Below are 17,984 nucleotides of genomic sequence, written 5' to 3' on the forward strand. Positions count from 1 at the left end.
TTCTGCCCAACGGAGCGGCCGGCCACGTCAGGCAGCGGCCCGGCCCGATCTGCCGGACCGCGAAGGGAGGAGAAGACCAGGTATGATCACGAACCGTCAGGGGACGGGCGCGTCCGTCCGCCGGCATGGCCGGCGCCTTGCACGCACCGCCGCAGCCACGGCCATGGGATGTCTGATCGCCGGCACCGCACTGGCTGCCGACGACTGGACCAAGTCCAAATGGGGCCCGGATGACGAGATCGGCGCCGCCAACAATCTGAGCCCCGAGAAGGTTCTCGAGGCGGCCCAGCTGATCAAGACCGGCAAGACCTATCCGCTGGGTATCGAGACCAATTCCAAGACGCCGGCCTATGCGCCGCGCGGCTTCAAGATCTATGTCGTCCAGCCGGGTCAGGCCCAGGGCGGCAGCCTGGGGCCGACCAAGACCACCTATAACGACGACATCATCGAAGGCTGGCTGGGCATCGGCAGCCAGATCGACGGTCTTGGCCATATCGGCATCGACGGCACCTATTACAACGGCCATCAGGCCAAGGACTTCGCCGCGATGACCGGGCTCACCAAGCTCGGCATCGAAAAGGTGCCGCCGATCACCACCCGCGGCGTGCTGCTCGACATGGCCGCCCATTACGGGACCGACATCGTCAAGGAAGGCACCGCCTTCAACAAGGCGGAGATCGACGAGGTCGCGAAGAAGCAGGGCGTCGAGATCCGCAAGGGCGACGTGGTGCTGTTCAACACCGGCTGGATCAGCCTGATCGGCAAGGACGACAAGCGCTATTCGAGCGGCGAGCCCGGGCTCGGCCGCGAAGGCGCACGCTATCTGGCCGAAAAGGGCGTGGTCGCGATCGGTGCCGACAGCTGGGCGCTGGAAGCCATTCCCTTCGAGGAAGGCGCCGGCGTGTTCGAGGTGCACCAGATCCTGCTGCCCCAGAACGGCGTCTATATCCTCGAGAACATGAACACCGCCGAACTCGCCAAAGACAAGGCTTACGAGTTCATGTTCGTGCTGGGCCAGCCCCGCTACACCGGCGCGGTGCAGGCGATCATCAACCCGGTCGCCATCCGCTGAGCGAAGGCGGCCGAGGCTTCGTGGCCGTCATGCGACGAGGCAGCAGGCATGACGGCGACGCGGCATGGGCGGGTGCTCCCTCCTGTCTCCCCGCCTGCCCGTGCCACTCGGGGCGGCGCCGGTGCGGCCCGGCGCAGGGCGCCGTCCCGTTTTCACTTCGCAGGGCGCCGTCCCTCTTCGTTCTGAACGACGACACCCCCTCCGGCAGGCCCGGAGGGGGTGTCGTCATCAGCGCGGCAGATCGTGGAAACTGTCGGTCAACAGATCGACCACCAGGCCTTCGCGGGCGATGAAAGCGCCGGGCCACATCACCGCGGCCGCCGCCCCCACCCGGTCCATGAAATCATCCTCGTGATCCGGGTCGTGATGGAAGATGGCGAGCCGGCGCGCCCCGGCCATCCGGGCCAGGCGCACCCCTTCCTGCCAGGTGGAATGCCCCCAGCCGGCCTTGGCCGGGTATTCGTCGTCGGTATAGGTGCTGTCATAGATGGCGAGGTCCACCCCGTCCATCAGCGCCAGCACGTTCTGGTCCGGCCCGTCGGGGCGATGTTCGGTATCGGTGATGTAGGCTACAGACCGGCCGGCATGGTCGATGCGATAACCGGTAGCACCGTCGGGGTGGTTGAGCGGCAGGGTCCGGACCCGGATGTCGGGGCCCAGCATCAGCGTATCGCCGGCGGCGAAATCGTCGAAGGTCATTTCGGCATTCATCGCCTCCAGCGGCACCGGAAAGGTCGGGGCCTGCATCTGGCGGTCGATGACCCGCCGGATGCCGCCCGACGCGATCAGATGGCCGGCCAGCACTTCGAACCGGTTGCCGCGGCGGAAGGCGGGCGAGAAGAAGGGGAAGCCCACGATGTGGTCCCAATGGGTGTGCGACAGCAGCAGCGTGGCCGTGCGCACGCCCGCAAGGTTCATGTGGTGCCCCAGCTCGCGGATGCCGGTGCCGGCATCGAAGATCAGCTGGCGGTCCCCACAGGTCACCGCCACGCATGACGTGTTGCCGCCATAGCGCATATGACGGGGTGTGGGGCAGGCGATGCTGCCGCGTACCCCCCAGAAGGCGACTGAAAAGGTCATCATGCGCCTGTTCGTGGTGATCGGCCTGTCGTCTTCAGAACCGTAGTGTGCGGCGGCGTTCCGGGCAAGATGTGCGCGGTTTGCATCACGCCACCGAAGCAGGCAAACTGCCGTTCGGGAGACCTGAGGATCACCGCCGGGAGAGCGGTGGCCGAAAGGACAGGGACCGCCGGAGAGCCACCGGTGCGGGCCGGCCATGCCGGAACCGCATGGGGCGTCGTCGCATCCCTGTCACCATATACCTGTAGAGCACGCGGGGTCGGACAGGAGAGGCCGCTCGAAACGGCGGGTAAGGGATTGGCAAAGACACAGGAATTCTGGGTGAAGTTCTGGGGTGTGCGCGGCAGCATCGCCTGCCCCGGCCCGTCGACGGTACGCTATGGCGGCAACACGTCGTGTCTGGAGATGCGATGCGGAGACCGACGCCTGATCTTCGATGCCGGCACGGGGCTGCGCGTCCTGGACGACGAATTGAGAACCCGGGTTCCCGTGGATGCGGACCTGTTCCTGACCCACACCCATTTCGACCATATCTGCGGGTTTCCGTTCTTCTCCACCGCCTTCGATCCGCGCAACACCTATCGGATGTGGGCCGGGCACCTGCATCCGGAGCGCAATCTGCGCGACCTGCTGTGCGCGCTGATGAGCGACCCGGTCTTTCCGGTCCCGGTCGAAATCATGAAGGCGGATATGAGCTTCCGTGATTTCGTTCCCGGCGATGTGCTGGAGCCGCATCCGGGGATCCGGATCCGCACCGCCCTGCTGAACCATCCGCAGCGGGCCGTGGGCTATCGGGTCGAATTCGATGGCCGCGCCATCTGCTACATCACCGATACCGAGCACCCGGCCGAGGGCGTGGATCCGCGCATCGCCGAGCTGGTGGCCGGTGCCGACATCATGGTCTACGACGCCATGTTCACCGACGAGGAATATCCGAGCCGGGTGGGCTGGGGCCATTCCACCTGGTCGGCCGGCATGCGTCTGGCCGAGGAGGCGGGCGTGAAGACCTATGTCGTCTTCCACCACGACCCGGCCCATGACGACGATCAGATGGACCGCATCGCCGCCGAGGTCGCCGAACGGCGGCCGGGCACGGTGGTCGCGCGTGAGGGCATGGTGCTGGAGCCCTGAGCCCCACCTCATCGGCTTCCCCTTCCATCCGGCCGGCTTTGGGTCCATGCTCGGCCGCGAACCGGAATGATCATTTCCGACAGCCGTGCCCCGCCCGACCGGGGCCGCGGTGGTGCCCCGCCACCGCAGGACAAGACCGGAGACGCCCTGCATGACCGCCCTGCCCCAGACCGCGCTACCCGACACGATGACCGCGATCGAGATCACCGCCCCCGGTGGTCCCGAGGTGCTGAAGCCCTGCACGCGCCCCGTCCCGCAGCCGGGCCATGGCGAGGTGCTGATCCGGGTTGCCGCCGCCGGCGTCAACAAGCCGGATTCGCTGCAGCGCCAGGGCAACTACCCCCCGCCGCCCGGTGCCTCGGACATTCCGGGCCTGGAGGTTGCGGGCGTGGTGGTGGCGGCCGGCGACGGCGTCACGCGGGTGAAGCCGGGCGACCGGGTCTGCGCGCTGGTCACCGGCGGCGGCTATGCGGAATATGTGGCGGCCCCCCAGGAACAGTGCCTGCCGGTGCCGGCGGGGCTGGATCTGGTGAAGGCGGCCGCCCTGCCCGAGACATATTTCACCGTCTGGACCAATGTCTTCGAGCGCGGCGCGCTGAAGGCGGGCGAACGCCTGCTGGTCCATGGCGGATCCAGCGGCATCGGCACCACCGCCATTCAGCTGGCGGCGGCACTGGGCGCCGAGGTCTATGCCACGGCGGGGTCCGACGACAAGTGCCGGGCCTGCGAAGAGCTGGGGGCGACGCTTGCGATCAATTATCGCACGGCCGATTTCAAGGAAGCGGTCGAGGCCGCGACCGCCGGCGATCCCGGCGTCGACGTGATCCTGGACATGGTCGGCGGCCCCTATCTGGGCCGCAACCTGCAGCTGCTGCGCCGCGACGGCCGGCTGGTCTATATCGCCTTCCTGCAGGGGCCGAAGACCGAGGTCGACCTGCGGCCGATCATGATGAAGCGGTTGACGGTCACCGGATCGACCCTCAGGGCCCGGCCGGTGGCCGAGAAGGCGGCGATCGCCGATGCGCTGGCCGAAAAGGTCTGGCCGCTGATCGAGGCCGGCCGGGTCGGCCCGGTGATCGACAGCGTGATGCCCTTCGACCGCGCGGCCGATGCGCATGCCCGGCTGGACGGCAGCACCCATGTCGGCAAGATCGTGCTGAAGGTGGCCGATCTCTGAGCCCTTGGCCGCCGGTCACATAAATGGCCGCGCGACGGTGCTTGCCTGTCGCGCGGCTTTCGTTTAAAGCCGGGGCTTCGCTATAGTCATCGGCACGACCGCCGCCGGGGGCCCATCCCCGAGCCCCCAGCGGGTGCCTGCCAGGCGGTAGCCTGAACAGTTCGAACGAGGAGCGACATGGCTGGTCCCCTGATGCCGAAGGCCACCGCCGTCTGGCTGGTCGAGAACACCGCCCTCACCTTCGACCAGATCGCCGAGTTCTGCAGCCTTCACCCGCTGGAGGTTCAGGGCATCGCCGATGGTGACGTCGCGACCGGCATCGTCGGTCAGGATCCGATCAAGAACGGTCAGCTCACCCCGGAAGAGGTGACGCGCTGCGAGCGCAACCCGGCGGCGCGGCTGAAGCTGCGCGAGCCGACCGTGCCGCTGATGCGCCGGACCAAGGGCCCGCGCTACACCCCCGTGGCCAAGCGCCAGGAGCGGCCCGACGCGATCGCCTTCCTGCTCAAGAACCATCCCGAGCTCGACGATGCCCAGGTCTGCAAGCTGCTGGGCACGACCAAGCAGACGGTGAACGCGGTCCGCAACCGGACCCACTGGAACAGCCCCAACATCAAGCCGCGCGATCCCGTGCTGCTGGGCCTGTGCACCCAGACCGACCTGAACCGCGAGCTGGCCATCCGCCGGCTGAACCGCGACCCCAACGAGCAGATCCCCGAACCGATGCAGTTCGACGAGGATGACGATCACGGCTACAACGACGACTATTGAGCCGTCGACGGCCGGGCTTTTCAGACGGGCGGCACCTTCGCGGGTGCCGCCCGTCTGGTTTATGGCTGATCCGGTTTATGCGCCAGGCTCCCAAAGCCGCACGGCCCGCCAGCCGGTGCGGCCCCTTTTGTCGGTGCGCCGGATCGCAAGGCAGCTCCGGCCCGGCCAGCTGCCGATCGCGATCCCGGCCGCAAGATCGGGTGGCACGAAGACATCGCCCCCGGGGCTGCGCAGAAAGGCGAAGGCCTGATCCTCCTGGCGGTCCAGCACACCGGTGAAGCGCTCGCACAAGCCCGGCAGCGTGTCGGCCGCAGAGGGGCGCCAGTCGATCGCCGGCCCGTCGGCCGTGGCATGGCCCACCTCCACCACCGTACCCGGCGGCAGCGTCCTGATCGCCGGAAACCGGCCATGGGGCAGAACGAAGCCGCTGGTCACACCGGTCGCCACATAGCTCAACGCCTTGGCCGTGTTGACATGGTCGATCACGCCCGGGCTGTAGCCGAGATTTGCCCGTTCCAACCCGCGCAGCAGCGCCTCGGCTTCGGCATCGACCGGGGCCGGCGCACGCGGTACCGCGGCGGCGAACCAGTCGGCCGCGCAGAAGGCCGCCAGGTCCGGCGGGATGCGATAGCCGTGCTGCTCGCGATACCGCGTCGCCTGGCGCAGCTGTTCCGCCGCCTCGTCGAAGCGGCTGTCGAGCGCCAGCAGCCGGGCCAGGCGGATGCGCAGCTGGCCCAGCTCCTGTTCCTCGCGGGCAAGACGGGTCGCATGGATCAGGCAGATCAGGGCATCGCTCCGCGCGCCGGCCTCTTCCAGGATCTCGCCCAGCAGACCCCAGACCCAGGCCGCCCGCCCCTGACGGCGCAGCACCGGGATCAGGCGGCGGCTCGCCGGGGCGGTCTCGCCATCGGCGAGGTGCAGCCTGCTGCGGTAATAGTTCAGCCATTGATCGTCGGGTGCGCCCTCCAGCGCCCGGTCCAGAACCTCCCGCCCCCAGGCCAGGGATGCCGCCTCCGGGCCTTCGGCGCCGGCCTTCGCCACCGTGGCACGACAGACCGCCCGGACGAAGCGGGTGCGCAGATCATCGAGCTTGCGGCCGGTCTCGTCGACGAAGGGCTTGTGGTCGTCCCAGGTGAAATCGTCGATGCCGGCCCAGTGGGCGAAGGACAGGAAGTCGGGCCAGACGCCCGAAACCTTGCCGGCCAGACGCAGGACCTGCGAAAAGGCGCTGTCGCGCCGGAGCGGATCGGCCATGCGTGAGAATTCGCGCAAGGTCGGCGAAATCTCAGCATGAAGCGCCGTGGGGGAGAGACGCCCGGCCTCGTGCGCATCCACCGCCTGTCGGATCCGGTCGTAGAGCACCCAGGCATAGGCGCGCAGCAGCCAGATGTCGGGGGCACCCTCGCCCGCCCCGGCATGGGCGCGGCGCGCCAGATCCAGCGCCTCGGCCTGGCGGCCCTGGCGGCGCAGGGCGAAAATCTCCCGCGCGCTCATGCGCCGCGTCCGATCCGGTCGGTCATCAAGCGGCGCAGATCGTCGCACAGCCCGCCGGTCGCCCCCGGGCCGCCCACTTCCTGAACCGCCGTCCAGTTCTGGCGGGCATCGTGGATGACATCGATCTCGCCCCTGCGGGTGGCATCGGCGAGCGCGATGCGCAGGCGATAGGGCATCGGCTTCTGGCCGGTGCGCCGGATGGAGGTCCCCGCCAGCGCCGCATCCAGTTCGACGAGGAAATCCCGGATGAAGGCCGGCTGTCCACCTTCGGCCGTGCCGTCCGCCGCCGGCCGGAAGGCCGCGAGCGCCTCCTCAGCAAGTGCGGCATCCCCGCCGCCCGGCGCCATGCCGGCCCGGCCGGGCTGGAACTTTCCGTTGTAATGATACTGCACCATGACCCGCCGGCCCTCGCGGGCCAGGGTGTAGCGCTCGCAATACTGAAGATGCTGCAGGCCGTCGATCGTGATGCCCCGGGCCGCCCAGAAGGCGCGCAGCCGGCGGTGGACCGGCATCAGCGGGGCGGCGGCAGCGGGAAAGGACAGGCGATGCCAGTCGGGATCCGCCCGCGGATCCTCGGCCGGGCCATCGGCCGTGGCCGCCGGTGCCGGATCGGGTGCCCAGATATCCGCCGGGCCGAAATCGGGCGGGTTGACCAGGATCAGCCGGCCCACCGCCCGGGTGACGGCGGTATAGGCCCAGCGGAAGAAGGCCGGGTTGCGCTGGCCGCGGCCGGGGGCGAAATGGACCAGAACCGTCTGCCACTCCCCGCCCTGCGCCTTGTGGCAGGTCATCGCATAGCCGTATTTGACCTGGAGCGCGTTGACATAGGGGTCTTCGACGATCGCCTGCCGGAAGGCCGCAGATTTCGGAGACAGATCCGGATGGCGGGTGCGGAAATGGACCAGCAGGGCCCGCTGTTCCAGCGGGGCAAGATCGCGCCCCGGCTGGTCGAGCAGGTTTTCGAGCAGCAGACAGCGGGTGCGGACGACCGTCCCGTCGCCCTCGCGATGCGCCACCACCGCTTGCCGGAAGCGCAGGGTGATCAGATGGCCGCCGGCCAGCGGCACCGGCACGGTCTCGGCCGTCTGGTCGACCGACAGCACCTTCACCACATCGCCGTTGCTGAGGCCATGGCGGCGCGAATTGCGGTTGACCAGCAGCGTGTCACCCGGCTGCGCCGGCAGGGCGGCATCCCCCCACAGCCGTTCGCGGACACTGCGATTATAGTCGAGCGCGGTGGCGTTGGAGGCGACCACGGCCACCACCTGGTCGCGCGCATGAATGCCGCCCACGATCAGCCCGACGGCACCGGCGGCACCCACCTCCACGATCTCTGTGGCATCGGGCCTGAGCGAGAGGGTATCGAACCGCCCGGCCGCCAGCGCCTCGCGGATCCGGGTCGCCCGGTTCAGGATGGCGCTGCCCTCGGCCTGACGCAGCACCACCGCCAGATCGAAACCGGCGACCTGCAGCCCGAAGGTCGCGGCCAGATAACCGGCATCGAGCGCGGGCGAGGTTTCCTCCCCCACCGGCGGCAGCTGGGCGGGGTCGCCGACGAAGAGCAGTTTCGCCAGCCGGTCCCCCGCGCGCCCCGGTCGCCGCATGCGGCAGAAGGCAATCAGATCGGCCAGCAACCGGCCTGAACCGAAGCGCAGCAGATCGCCCTGCATCTCGCGATCGCCGACCATCGAGGCCTCGTCGACCACGATCAGCGGGGCGACCGCCTCCTCGCCCTGCAGCGGAAAGATCATCCTGAGGCCGGGATCGGTCTCGGAGACCGCGTCTTCGTTCACCTCGATGCGGTCGAGGGCATAGATCGCACGGTGGATGGTCACGGCCGTGGCCGCCTCGCCACCGGCCATCCGGCCGACCTTGTGGGTAAGGATCCGTGCGGCCCGCCCCGTGGGGGCGACAAGGGCCGGTGACAGGTTCCGTGCCGCCAGACGGCCGACCAGGGCCGCGATCAGCGCCGTCTTGCCGGTGCCGGCCCCGCCCCGCAGGATGAAGGCATCCAGCCCGTCATCCCGCAGGAAGCCCTCGATCGCATCGAGCGCCGCCGCCTGATCCGGTGTCAGTCTGATGGGCGTCGCGTCGCTCGGTCTGGTCATCTCGCCTGTCATCGCATTCCGGTCGGCCCCAGCATAGTCGCCGGACGGGGCGGCGGGGAAGCTGCGTGACACGAAATCGAGCGCAGGTGACCACGCGTCAGGCCGGCAGCGCCGCGCGCCCCGGGCGCAGATCCCGGCCGCGCGGCCGCGCGAGGGTGAGCACGATCAGCACCGCCACTCCCGACAGGGCGGCGGCCCCATACCAGAGCCCGGCATAGTCGCCGGTTGCGGCGAAGATGCGCCCGCCCGCCCAGGCGCCGAGCGCGGCGCCGAGCGAATGGCCGGCCGAAAGCAGCCCCATGGCCAGACCCATCCGGTGCAGCCCCAGACGGTCGGCGACCAGCCCGGCCGTGGGGGCGACGGTCGAATAGTCGAACAGGCCGAACAGCACCGCGAAGATCAGCAGCAGGCCGTAATCGTCGCCGATGAACACCAGCAGCACCAGCGCCGCCGCCCGGCCGGCATAGATCACCGCCAGCAGCCGGCCGCGATCGATCCGGTCCCCCAGATGGCCCGCCAGGATCATGCCACCCAGATTGACCGCGCAAAGCACGCCATAGGCCGTGGCCGAGGGCAGCGGCGGAAAGCCGCAGAGTGCGGCATAGGGCATCAGATGCACCTCGATCACGCCCGAGGTGGTGATGCCGCAGATGAAAAAGCTCCAGAACAGCGCGTGGAAGACCGGGTTGGTGGCCAGGAAGCCGATCCGCCGGCCCATGGGCTCGACAGCCGGTGCCGCACCCCCAGGGGCCGCCGCCGCGGCACGGGCGCGGGGCAGCAGCACGAAGGCCGCCACGGCCGCCACGCCGGCCGCTATGGCGAGACCGATGAAGCCGGTGCGCCAGTCATCCGCCGTCATCCAGACCGACAGGATCGGCACCAGGGCAAGCTGCCCGGCCGTGGCGCCGGCGGTCGCGATGCCGGTGGCGAAGCCGCGTCGGGCGGCCGGCACCATCAGCGCCACCGCGGTCGCCACCACATGGGTCGCCACCGCGCCGAAACCGATGCCGCCCACCACCGAAAAGGCCAGGATCAGCATCACCGGCCCGTCGGCCAGAGAGATCAGCCCGGCCGCGGCGGCCACCATCACCAGCCCGGCACCCAGCAGGCGGCGGGGGCCATGGCTGTCGGTCAGAAGGCCGGCGGTCGGCGCCAGCAGGGCCATCACCACCAGGGCGAGCGCGCCGGCATTGGACACCTCGGTCCGGCTCCAGCCTTCCGCCTGTTCCCAGACCGGCATGGCAAGGCCCAGCGCCGCGCGGGTCGAGAAGGCGAGGCCGAGCGACAGGAAACCGATGATCACGACGGTCCAGGCAGCCAGGCCGAAACCGGGCTGACGCGGCAATGGAGAGGCGGCGGACATGGGGCGGGAGGCTCCGCGAGAGATGAAACTGCGCGGCATTTAGCCGCGGCGGGCAAGCTTCGTCATCATCTCAATGCCGGCCGCGATCCCATACCCCCGTCCATCTTCGGGCAAGGCGAAGCCCAACTTGCCCTCGGCCCCCGTCGCATCACGCAAAAAAGGCCGGCCGATCAACCGCTGATCGGCCGGCTAACTCCCGGAAACGAGCCGCGGCGGGGACGAAGGAGATGGCCGCGACAGAATGATCATGTCGTTCTATGAGTGAACACGCAAGTAGATTTTTTCTTTGGCTTATTCATTATAATTTAATTTCAAGATATGTGATGCATGAATGCTGTGATCCGGCCCCTCCCGCGGACGCATGTCTGCAGGGGCGGCCGGCCCCCCGACCATCGGAGGGGGTCCACACCCTTGACTTGAACCATGTTTTACCCGATCAACTCTTTCAACGGGACCCGGTGGGAAATTACGCGGACGATGGCCCGGGCATCCCGATAATTATTGCATCCAGGCGCAAGCCGTCCGCAGCCAGGGGGAAACGACCATGTCCGATCAGGCCGCCGCCAAGATCGCCGCGCTGCTGACCGTCACCGAACGCTTCGATCCGCCGGCGCGTGTCGTCGAGGCCGCGACGGTCAAGGATCCCAAGGCCTATGTCGCCGCCGCCAATGCCGACCCGCTGGCCTATTGGGCGGAGCGGGCGCAGAGCCTGACCTGGACGAAGCCCTGGGACGAGGTCTGCCGCTTCGAGATGCCGGACCATCAGTGGTTCACCGGCGGGCGCACCAACATCTCGATCAACTGCCTGGACCGCCATGTGCAGGCGGGGCGCGGCGATGCCAAGGCCATGACCTTCGTCTCGGAAAACGGCGAAGAGCGCAGCTTCACCTATGCCGAGGCGCTGGCCGAGGTCTGCCGCATCGCCAACGGGCTGAAAAGCCTGGGCGTCGCCCGCGGCGACCGGGTGGTCATCTACATGCCGCTGACCCCGGAAGGCGTGTTCTCGATGCATGCCTGCGCGCGCATCGGCGCGGTGCATTCCATGGTCTATGCCGGCATGGGCGAAGGTGCGCTGAAAAAGCGCATCCAGGACAGCGGCGCGAAAGTGGTGCTGGTTTCCGACGCCACCTGGCGGCGGGGCAAGATCGTCGACCTGAAGGGCATCGTCGACCGCGCGCTTGCGGGCGACGACGCGCCGAAGCTGGATCATGTCGTGGTGCTCTCGCGCACGGGTCGCGAGGTTGCGGCCGGCGAGGTCGATTTTGCGTCCCTCATCGCCCATCAGCCCGACTTCATCGAGGCCGAGGAGATGGAGGCGGAAGACCCCCTCTTCATCCTGTACACCTCGGGCACGACCGGCGCGCCCAAGGGCGTGGTCCATGTCCATGGCGGCTATATGGTCGGCTGCGACACGCTGATCCGCACCTTCTTCGGCGTGACGCAGGATTCGGTCTGGTGGTCGCTGTCGGATATCGGCTGGATCGTCGGCCATTCCTACATCGCCTATGGCCCGATGCTGGTCGGCTGCCATCAGATCATCCGCGAGGGCACGCCCGACTACCCGGATGCCGGCGTCACCTGGGACGTGGTCGACCGCTTCGGGGTGACCGAAATGTTCACGGCACCCACGGCGGTGCGGATGTGGATGCGGTTCGGCAGCGATTTCGTGAAGAAATACTCCCGCCGCAGCCTGAAGGTCATGGCCTGTGCGGGTGAACCGCTGAACCCCGAGGCCTGGTCCTGGGCGCAGCGCGAGATCCTGTCGGATGACGGCGAGGCCTTTGCGCATTGCGTCGACAACTTCTTCCAGACCGAGGTGGCGAGCCCGATGCTCGGCACCTATCCGGCCATGGCCACCCGCCCCGGCCGCGCCGGCATCGCCATGCCGACACTGCTCGCCCGCATCGTCGACCCCGAGACCGGAGCCGACGTCCCCAATGGTCAGGGCGGGCTGTTCGTGGTGGAAAAGCCCCTGCCCTACATGCTGCGTACGGTCTGGGGCGACCCCAGGCGCTATGCCAGCTATTGGTCGGAGCGCCTCGGCGGCTATGTCACCGGCGATCTGGCGGTGCGGGACGATGAAGGCTATATCGCCCTGCTCGGCCGGTCCGACGACGTGATCAACGTTGCTGGCCACCGCATCGGCACCGCCGATGTCGAAAGCTCTCTGGTCGGCCATCCGGCCGTCGCCGAGGCCGCCGTGGTCGGCCTGCCCGACGAGTTGAAGGGCGAGAAGATCAAGGCCTTCGTGGTGGTGCGCGCCGGCGAAACCGGCGATCAGGCCCTGGTGGCGAAGCTGGTCGCCCATGTCCGCGAGGATCTGGGCCCGATCGCCCAGCCCTCGGAACTGGTGATCGTCGACAAGCTGCCCAAGACCCGGTCGGGCAAGATCATGCGGCGCCTGCTCAAGGCCCGCGAGCTGGGCCTGCCCGAGGGCGACACCTCGACCCTCGACGAATGATCCGCTCTGCGGAATTATAGCGATCCGGGCGCGACTGCCTTGCGGGTGGTCGCGCCTTCAGGTTTTCAGGACCATCCGGAGAGACCGCCCCATGTCGGCCGAGAGCACCCCGTCGAAATACGACACCAACCTCGATCGCAACCCGGCGAATTATCAGCCGCTGACCCCGCTCTCGCTGCTGGAGCGCACGGCCGACGTCCATCCCGACCGGGTGGCGGTGATCCATGGCGATCAGCGCTGGACCTATCGCGAACTCTATGCCCGCTGCCGGCGCCTGGCCTCGGCGCTGGCGGCGCGGGGCATCGGCTATGGCGACACGGTCTCGATCATGGCGCCCAACACCCCTGCCATGCTGGAAGCCCATTACGGCGTGCCGATGACCGGGGCGGTGCTGAACGAGCTGAACATCCGGCTCGATCCGGAAGCGCTGGCCTTCATCCTGAAGCATGCCGAAACCAAGGTGCTGTTCACCGACCGCGAATTCAGCGGCGTGATCAAGGCCACGCTGGAGCTGCTGGACGACAGGCCGCTGGTGATCGACATCGACGATCCGGCGATCACCCATGGCGAGTTCCTGGGCGAGATCGAATACGAGGCCCTGCTGGCCGAAGGCGACCCCGACTATGCCTGGCAGATGCCGGCCGACGAATGGCAGTCGATTTCGCTGGGCTATACCTCGGGCACCACGGGCGATCCCAAGGGCGTGGTCTACAGCCATCGCGGTGCCTGGATGAACGGGGTCAACAACATCCTGACCTGGGATCTGCCCAAGGGCTCGGTCTATCTCTGGACCCTGCCGATGTTCCACTGCTCGGGCTGGTGCTTCCCCTACACCATGGTCGCGGCCGCGGGCACCCAGGTCTGCCTGCGCCGGGTTGAAGCCAAGGCGATCTTCGATGCGATCGAGACCCACGGCGTCACCCATCTCTGCGGTGCGCCCACCGTGCTCGGGCTGCTGGTCAATGCGCCCGCCGAGGTGAAGCGGAATTTCGACCACAAGATCCAGATGATGACTGCGGCCTCCGCCCCGCCCTCTTCGGTGATCGCGGGCATGGAGGCGATGGGCTTCGAGATCACCCATGTCTATGGCCTGACCGAGGTCTACGGCCCGGTGGTGGTCTGCGAATGGAAGCCCGAATGGGATGCGAAGCCGCTGGAGGAACGCGCCCGGATCAAGGCCCGCCAGGGCGTGCGCTACGCCCTGCAGCAGGGGCTGACGGTCGCCGATCCGGAAACCCTGGAACCGGTACCGGCCGACGGGCAGACGATGGGCGAGGTGATAATGCGCGGCAACATCACCATGAAGGGCTACCTCAAGAACAAGTCTGCCACCGACAAGGCCTTCGCCGGCGGCTGGTTCCATTCCGGCGATCTGGGTGTGATGCACCCCGACGGCTATATCGAACTCAAGGACCGGTCGAAGGACATCATCATTTCGGGCGGCGAGAACATTTCCTCGATCGAGGTCGAAGAGGTGCTCTACAGCCATCCGGCCGTGATGGAAGCCGCGGTCGTGGCCCGGCCCGACGAGAAATGGGGCGAGACGCCCTGCGCCTTCATCACCCTGAAGCCGGATTCCACCGCCACCGAAGCCGAGATCCGCGAGCACTGCGCGAAGCACCTGGCCCGCTTCAAGCTGCCCAAGACCTTCGTCTTCACCGACCTGCCCAAGACCTCGACCGGCAAGGTGCAGAAATTCGTGCTGCGCGAACGCGCGCGAGGGCTGTAAGACGCCGACAGCCGGCCCGGACATACGAAAACCCCTGCCGTCCTATCCGGGCGGCAGGGGTTTCGCGGGATCGCGGGGGTCTTCATCGGCCGTATCGGCGCTGGGCGGCCGCGGCCTGATCGCCGCAGCGCAGGCCGGCATCCCGCCGGCGGGCACTACGGCCTCGGATAGGCGGGTCTACCGGTCAGTTGATCTCCAGCCGCGAGATCTCTTCCTTGACTTTCAGCTTGCTGCGCTTCAGCTCGGCGATCGCGTGGTCGTCGGGCTTCGGTCGGATGTACTCGCTGTGCAACGCCTCGTCGAGAGCGGCATGCTTCTGCTTCAAGGCTTCGACACGCGCCTGAACGCTCATGGACACCTCCGTTGCGCAATACCATCTTGGACCGGGACAGGCGGCCACGTCCCGTGGCACGGCCCGATCCCTTACACAGGGCGACCCCTCAGAAAGTTACGTGGATATGACGACGGACGGCTTCAACCCCCCTGATGACGGTTCGATGACGGCAATGAATGGCATGGGCCGGCCCGGGCCCCGCCGTCTGATCGTCGGCATCTCGGGCGCCTCGGGCGTCGTCTACGGTATCCGCCTGTTGCAGTTGCTGAAATCGGCCGGAATCGAGAGCCATCTGGTGATGAGCAAGGCGGCCGAGATGACGGTCGCCTATGAAACCGATCTGCGCATCGCCGAGGTAAAGGCGCTGGCCCACACGGTCCATGATCCGCGCGATGTGGGCGCCGCGATCTCCAGCGGCTCGTTCCGCACGCTGGGCATGGTGGTCGCCCCCTGCTCGATCCGCAGCCTGTCAGAAATCGCCTATGGCAACACCACCGGCCTTCTGACCCGGGCCGCCGATGTGGTGCTGAAGGAACGCCGCCGGCTGGTGCTGATGGTCCGCGAAACCCCGCTGCATCTGGGCCATCTGCGCGCCATGACCCAGGCCGCCGAAGCCGGCGCCATCATCGCCCCGCCGGTGCCGGCCTTCTATGCAAAGCCCGACAGCCTGCAGGCGATGATCGACCACACCCTCGGCCGGGTGCTGGACCTCTTCGACATCGACACGCCGGGGCTGAAGCGGTGGGGGGAGACGGCAGCCACTCCGGATAAGGCACAGGCTGATCTATAGATGCAACATGTTGCAACATAACAGATTTTTACACGAAACCTGTCGGCACTTAGCCTGACTCCCGCATCCGAAGGTATTCCGCGCCAGCCTGGAACGGAGGCCTTCGGCCAGCATTTACAGCGGGAGTTTGCCCCATGAAGTTCGTCCTGCCGATCCCCGTCCCGGTCGATGGCAACGGCACGCCCTACCCGTTCACCCGGCTTCATCTGTTCGATGCCGGCACCACCACGCCCAAGACGGCCTGGGTCGATGCCGCCCATACCGCCACCCACAGCCATCCGATCCTGTCCGACGCGGATGGCCGTTTCCCCGAGATCTGGCTGGATGATGCCCCGGCAGCCGCCCGGCTCGGCCGTACCGACGGCACCCTGATCTGGTCGGCCGACCCGGTCGGTGGCGGTGTCGAATATCCCGCTCATCTGGATGGGTTGAGAGCCTGGCCGGTGCTGAGCGGCGCGGTCTATGTCCACGGCCACGACCTGCCCGGTGATGGTGGTGGCGGCTGGTTCGTCTACGATCCCGCTTCAACCGCAGCCGATGACGACGGTATCCTGGTCAAACCCGACGCGGTCGCCGGCACCAGCCCCGGCCGCTGGCGGCGAAGCTTCGAAGGGCCGATCTATGCCGCCTGGTATGGCTGCCGCCCGCGCAGCCTGACCAGTTCCGAGGGCGTCGTCAATTCGGCGGCCCTGAACAGGGCGCTCGCCGCCTCTCGCCATGTGATCCTGCCCCAGGGTGAGATCCCTCTCGCGGGCGGACACCGTATCAACAAGACGGTTCTCGAAGGCAGCGGTACCAGCGTCACCATGCTGGTCCACACCGGCGGCCATCAGTACTGCCTGATGCTCGAAACCCTGGACACGCTCAAAAATCGGGATTGCCCGCGCGGCTGGGGCATTCGCGACTTCTCGGTCATCAAAAAGGCCGGCGTGACCGGTGGCCACACCGGCATCTGTGTCACCGGCGCCATGTTCACCGTCAACCAGCGCATCCGCGTGTCGGACTACGCCCATCCGGCGGACATCTCCATCCACTTCCTGAACGGGGTCCCGGATTTTGGTCTGCCACCGGATTTCGGCGACCCGAAGGAATTTCTGTACAGCGAATACACCATCTTTGAAGACTGCGTCACCGCCAACACCGTTCGCGGCGTCCTCTTTGAAACCAGAGAGGCCAACGGATCCTTCCACGGCTGCCGTGTCGTCAGGCATGTCCATTGCGAGATGCCCTGGGACACGTCGCTCGAGTCCGTCGGTATCGAGGTCCGGCGTAACCCCGGTCAGGAAGGCAACGCGACCGCCACGCTCTATAACGGCGAGATCGATCTGAGCGTCTATCTGTCCTCGACCAATTCACGCAACACCGGCGGTGAGGCGCTGCGCTGCGGCCTGCTGGTAAGTGCCCGGCTCCAGGAATCGAAGATTTCGGTTCGCGGTGAAGGTGTGGGCGGCGATATCGCGCGCTGGAGCGCCGGGCGGACGTTCACCATCGCGGCCGGCAAGCAGGCCATGGTGATCCCGCCACTCGGCACGGCGACGGGCCTGATGTATAGCGCCACTCAGAGTGGCCAGACATCGACCATCGAACCCGACTGGCCACTGGTCCCTGGCGGACAGGTGACCGACGGCACCATCACCTGGACGGCCATTCCGGGCGTCTGGCTGATGTATCTGGAAGACGATGCCAATCTCCGTGATAACCGGGTCGCCTTGGCAGGTGTTGCCTCGAGCACCCGCTACTTCCTGGAAAAGCTTCCCTTTTCGATCACCGAGCCGTCGGGTTTCAACCCCAAAGACCCGGCAGCACCGGTGAATGAATGGAATATCTACGGCAGCTGGTCGATCGGCGTCCGTCCGACGGAGGCCCTGCATCAGGCGACGGTTTCAGCCCCTTATGGACGCGACGGCCTGCTGATCGACATGGGCGGGCACAACACCACCGCCCCGCTCACCCTGCGCAACGGCGAACTGACCGTCATCGACGGGCAGCCCCATATGCGGGTTCGGTATTACGAGGGGGCTTCCAATCTTGAAACGCCTGAGACCCGGCGTCTGATCCCGACGCTCGACTCCGACGCCAACTGGTCAGGCACGCCGCGCTTCATCAACGGCATGCAGCTGGGCATGTGGCATGAACTGCGGCATGTCGACATCGCCGCCTCTCCCTGGCTCTGGAACACCGAAGTGAAGCGGGGCGACATCCGCTTCAGACTGAACCCGGCGGCTGGCGGCAACATCGGCTGGGTGGTGGTGACCAGCGGTCACATGGTGCAGTTCGCCTGGGCGACGGGCGAAACGGTCGCGATCGGTGACTTGCGCTATAACGGCACCAAGGCCTACAAGGCCACCACAGACGGCACCACCGGCACCACGCCGCCGACGCACACCTCGGGCACTGCCAGCGACGGCGGCGTCACCTGGGAACATCTCGGCACGCGTGCCGTCTACAAGAACTGGGGGGCCATCGAGGCCTGA

The 17,984-nt window shown here is 67.5% G+C and carries 13 protein-coding genes; 8 read left to right on the forward strand and 5 right to left on the reverse strand.

Features of this window, described 5'->3' with window-relative positions; translation table 11 throughout:
* The first annotated feature begins 163 nt into the window (after nt 1-163).
* Nucleotides 164-1,072, forward strand: coding sequence for a cyclase family protein (locus WI697_RS21555; protein ID WP_345959915.1), 909 nt, complete (start codon nt 164-166; stop codon nt 1,070-1,072).
* Nucleotides 1,073-1,300: 228 nt separating this feature from the next.
* Here WI697_RS21555 and WI697_RS21560 read toward each other — a convergent pair whose 3' ends face one another.
* Entirely contained in the window at nt 1,301-2,152 is an 852-nt protein-coding gene (locus WI697_RS21560; protein ID WP_062768321.1) for an MBL fold metallo-hydrolase, read from the reverse strand.
* A gap of 297 nt (nt 2,153-2,449) precedes the next feature.
* Here WI697_RS21560 and WI697_RS21565 point away from each other — a divergent pair, with 297 nt between their 5' ends.
* The 3 genes from WI697_RS21565 to WI697_RS21575 all read left to right on the forward strand — a co-directional run bounded on the left by WI697_RS21565 (nt 2,450) and on the right by WI697_RS21575 (nt 5,231).
* Nucleotides 2,450-3,283 carry an MBL fold metallo-hydrolase gene (locus WI697_RS21565; RefSeq protein WP_231889516.1) on the forward strand — a complete coding sequence of 278 codons (834 nt, stop codon included), beginning with the start codon at nt 2,450-2,452 and terminating at the stop codon, nt 3,281-3,283.
* 151 nt (nt 3,284-3,434) lie between these two features.
* Nucleotides 3,435-4,460 (forward strand): NAD(P)H-quinone oxidoreductase, encoded by a 1,026-nt coding sequence (locus WI697_RS21570; protein ID WP_062768272.1) that lies wholly within the window; start codon nt 3,435-3,437, stop codon nt 4,458-4,460.
* A 177-nt stretch (nt 4,461-4,637) separates the two neighbouring features.
* Nucleotides 4,638-5,231 carry a DUF1013 domain-containing protein gene (locus WI697_RS21575; RefSeq protein ID WP_014744369.1) on the forward strand — a complete coding sequence of 198 codons (594 nt, stop codon included), beginning with the start codon at nt 4,638-4,640 and terminating at the stop codon, nt 5,229-5,231.
* Nucleotides 5,232-5,306: 75 nt separating this feature from the next.
* Here WI697_RS21575 and WI697_RS21580 read toward each other — a convergent pair whose 3' ends face one another.
* The 3 genes from WI697_RS21580 to WI697_RS21590 all read right to left on the reverse strand — a co-directional run bounded on the left by WI697_RS21580 (nt 5,307) and on the right by WI697_RS21590 (nt 10,196).
* Nucleotides 5,307-6,725, reverse strand: a complete 1,419-nt coding sequence (locus WI697_RS21580) for a tetratricopeptide repeat protein (protein ID WP_345959881.1) — start codon at nt 6,723-6,725, stop codon at nt 5,307-5,309.
* On the reverse strand, nt 6,722-8,833 hold the full coding sequence (locus WI697_RS21585) for an ATP-dependent DNA helicase (protein WP_345959882.1): 2,112 nt from the start codon (nt 8,831-8,833) through the stop codon (nt 6,722-6,724). Before WI697_RS21585 ends, WI697_RS21580 begins: the two co-directional genes overlap by 4 nt.
* A 97-nt stretch (nt 8,834-8,930) precedes the next feature.
* On the reverse strand, nt 8,931-10,196 hold the full coding sequence (locus WI697_RS21590) for an MFS transporter (protein WP_345959883.1): 1,266 nt from the start codon (nt 10,194-10,196) through the stop codon (nt 8,931-8,933).
* Nucleotides 10,197-10,740: 544 nt separating this feature from the next.
* Here WI697_RS21590 and WI697_RS21595 point away from each other — a divergent pair.
* Together WI697_RS21595 and WI697_RS21600 are read left to right on the forward strand one after the other, a co-directional pair.
* Nucleotides 10,741-12,657, forward strand: a complete 1,917-nt coding sequence (locus WI697_RS21595) for an acetate--CoA ligase (protein WP_345959884.1) — start codon at nt 10,741-10,743, stop codon at nt 12,655-12,657.
* Nucleotides 12,658-12,748: 91 nt separating this feature from the next.
* The gene (locus WI697_RS21600; protein ID WP_345959885.1) at nt 12,749-14,386 is read left to right on the forward strand and encodes an acyl-CoA synthetase; all 1,638 of its coding nucleotides are present in this window, start codon (nt 12,749-12,751) and stop codon (nt 14,384-14,386) included.
* Between the two features lie 184 nt (nt 14,387-14,570).
* On the opposite strand, the gene WI697_RS21605 is transcribed toward WI697_RS21600, so the two are convergent.
* Nucleotides 14,571-14,738 (reverse strand): YdcH family protein, encoded by a 168-nt coding sequence (locus WI697_RS21605; protein WP_014744362.1) that lies wholly within the window; start codon nt 14,736-14,738, stop codon nt 14,571-14,573.
* 145 nt (nt 14,739-14,883) lie between these two features.
* On the opposite strand from WI697_RS21605, the gene WI697_RS21610 reads away from it, so the two are divergent.
* Complete coding sequence (locus WI697_RS21610) at nt 14,884-15,510, forward strand: UbiX family flavin prenyltransferase (RefSeq protein WP_345959886.1); 627 nt, start codon at nt 14,884-14,886, stop codon at nt 15,508-15,510.
* A 134-nt stretch (nt 15,511-15,644) separates the two neighbouring features.
* The gene (locus WI697_RS21615; RefSeq protein WP_345959887.1) at nt 15,645-17,984 is read left to right on the forward strand and encodes a hypothetical protein; all 2,340 of its coding nucleotides are present in this window, start codon (nt 15,645-15,647) and stop codon (nt 17,982-17,984) included.

The organism is Tistrella mobilis, from assembly GCF_039634785.1.
Taxonomy (GTDB): domain Bacteria; phylum Pseudomonadota; class Alphaproteobacteria; order Tistrellales; family Tistrellaceae; genus Tistrella; species Tistrella mobilis.

Coding starts and splice junctions, on each gene's coding strand:
- WI697_RS21555 (WP_345959915.1), top strand. CDS start 164: ATGGGATGTCTGATCGCCGGCACCGCACTGGCTGCCGACGACTGGACC.
- WI697_RS21560 (WP_062768321.1), bottom strand. CDS start 2,152: ATGACCTTTTCAGTCGCCTTCTGGGGGGTACGCGGCAGCATCGCCTGC.
- WI697_RS21570 (WP_062768272.1), top strand. CDS start 3,435: ATGACCGCCCTGCCCCAGACCGCGCTACCCGACACGATGACCGCGATC.
- WI697_RS21575 (WP_014744369.1), top strand. CDS start 4,638: ATGGCTGGTCCCCTGATGCCGAAGGCCACCGCCGTCTGGCTGGTCGAG.
- WI697_RS21580 (WP_345959881.1), bottom strand. CDS start 6,725: ATGAGCGCGCGGGAGATTTTCGCCCTGCGCCGCCAGGGCCGCCAGGCC.
- WI697_RS21585 (WP_345959882.1), bottom strand. CDS start 8,833: ATGACCAGACCGAGCGACGCGACGCCCATCAGACTGACACCGGATCAG.
- WI697_RS21590 (WP_345959883.1), bottom strand. CDS start 10,196: ATGTCCGCCGCCTCTCCATTGCCGCGTCAGCCCGGTTTCGGCCTGGCT.
- WI697_RS21595 (WP_345959884.1), top strand. CDS start 10,741: ATGTCCGATCAGGCCGCCGCCAAGATCGCCGCGCTGCTGACCGTCACC.
- WI697_RS21600 (WP_345959885.1), top strand. CDS start 12,749: ATGTCGGCCGAGAGCACCCCGTCGAAATACGACACCAACCTCGATCGC.
- WI697_RS21605 (WP_014744362.1), bottom strand. CDS start 14,738: ATGAGCGTTCAGGCGCGTGTCGAAGCCTTGAAGCAGAAGCATGCCGCT.
- WI697_RS21610 (WP_345959886.1), top strand. CDS start 14,884: ATGACGGCAATGAATGGCATGGGCCGGCCCGGGCCCCGCCGTCTGATC.
- WI697_RS21615 (WP_345959887.1), top strand. CDS start 15,645: ATGAAGTTCGTCCTGCCGATCCCCGTCCCGGTCGATGGCAACGGCACG.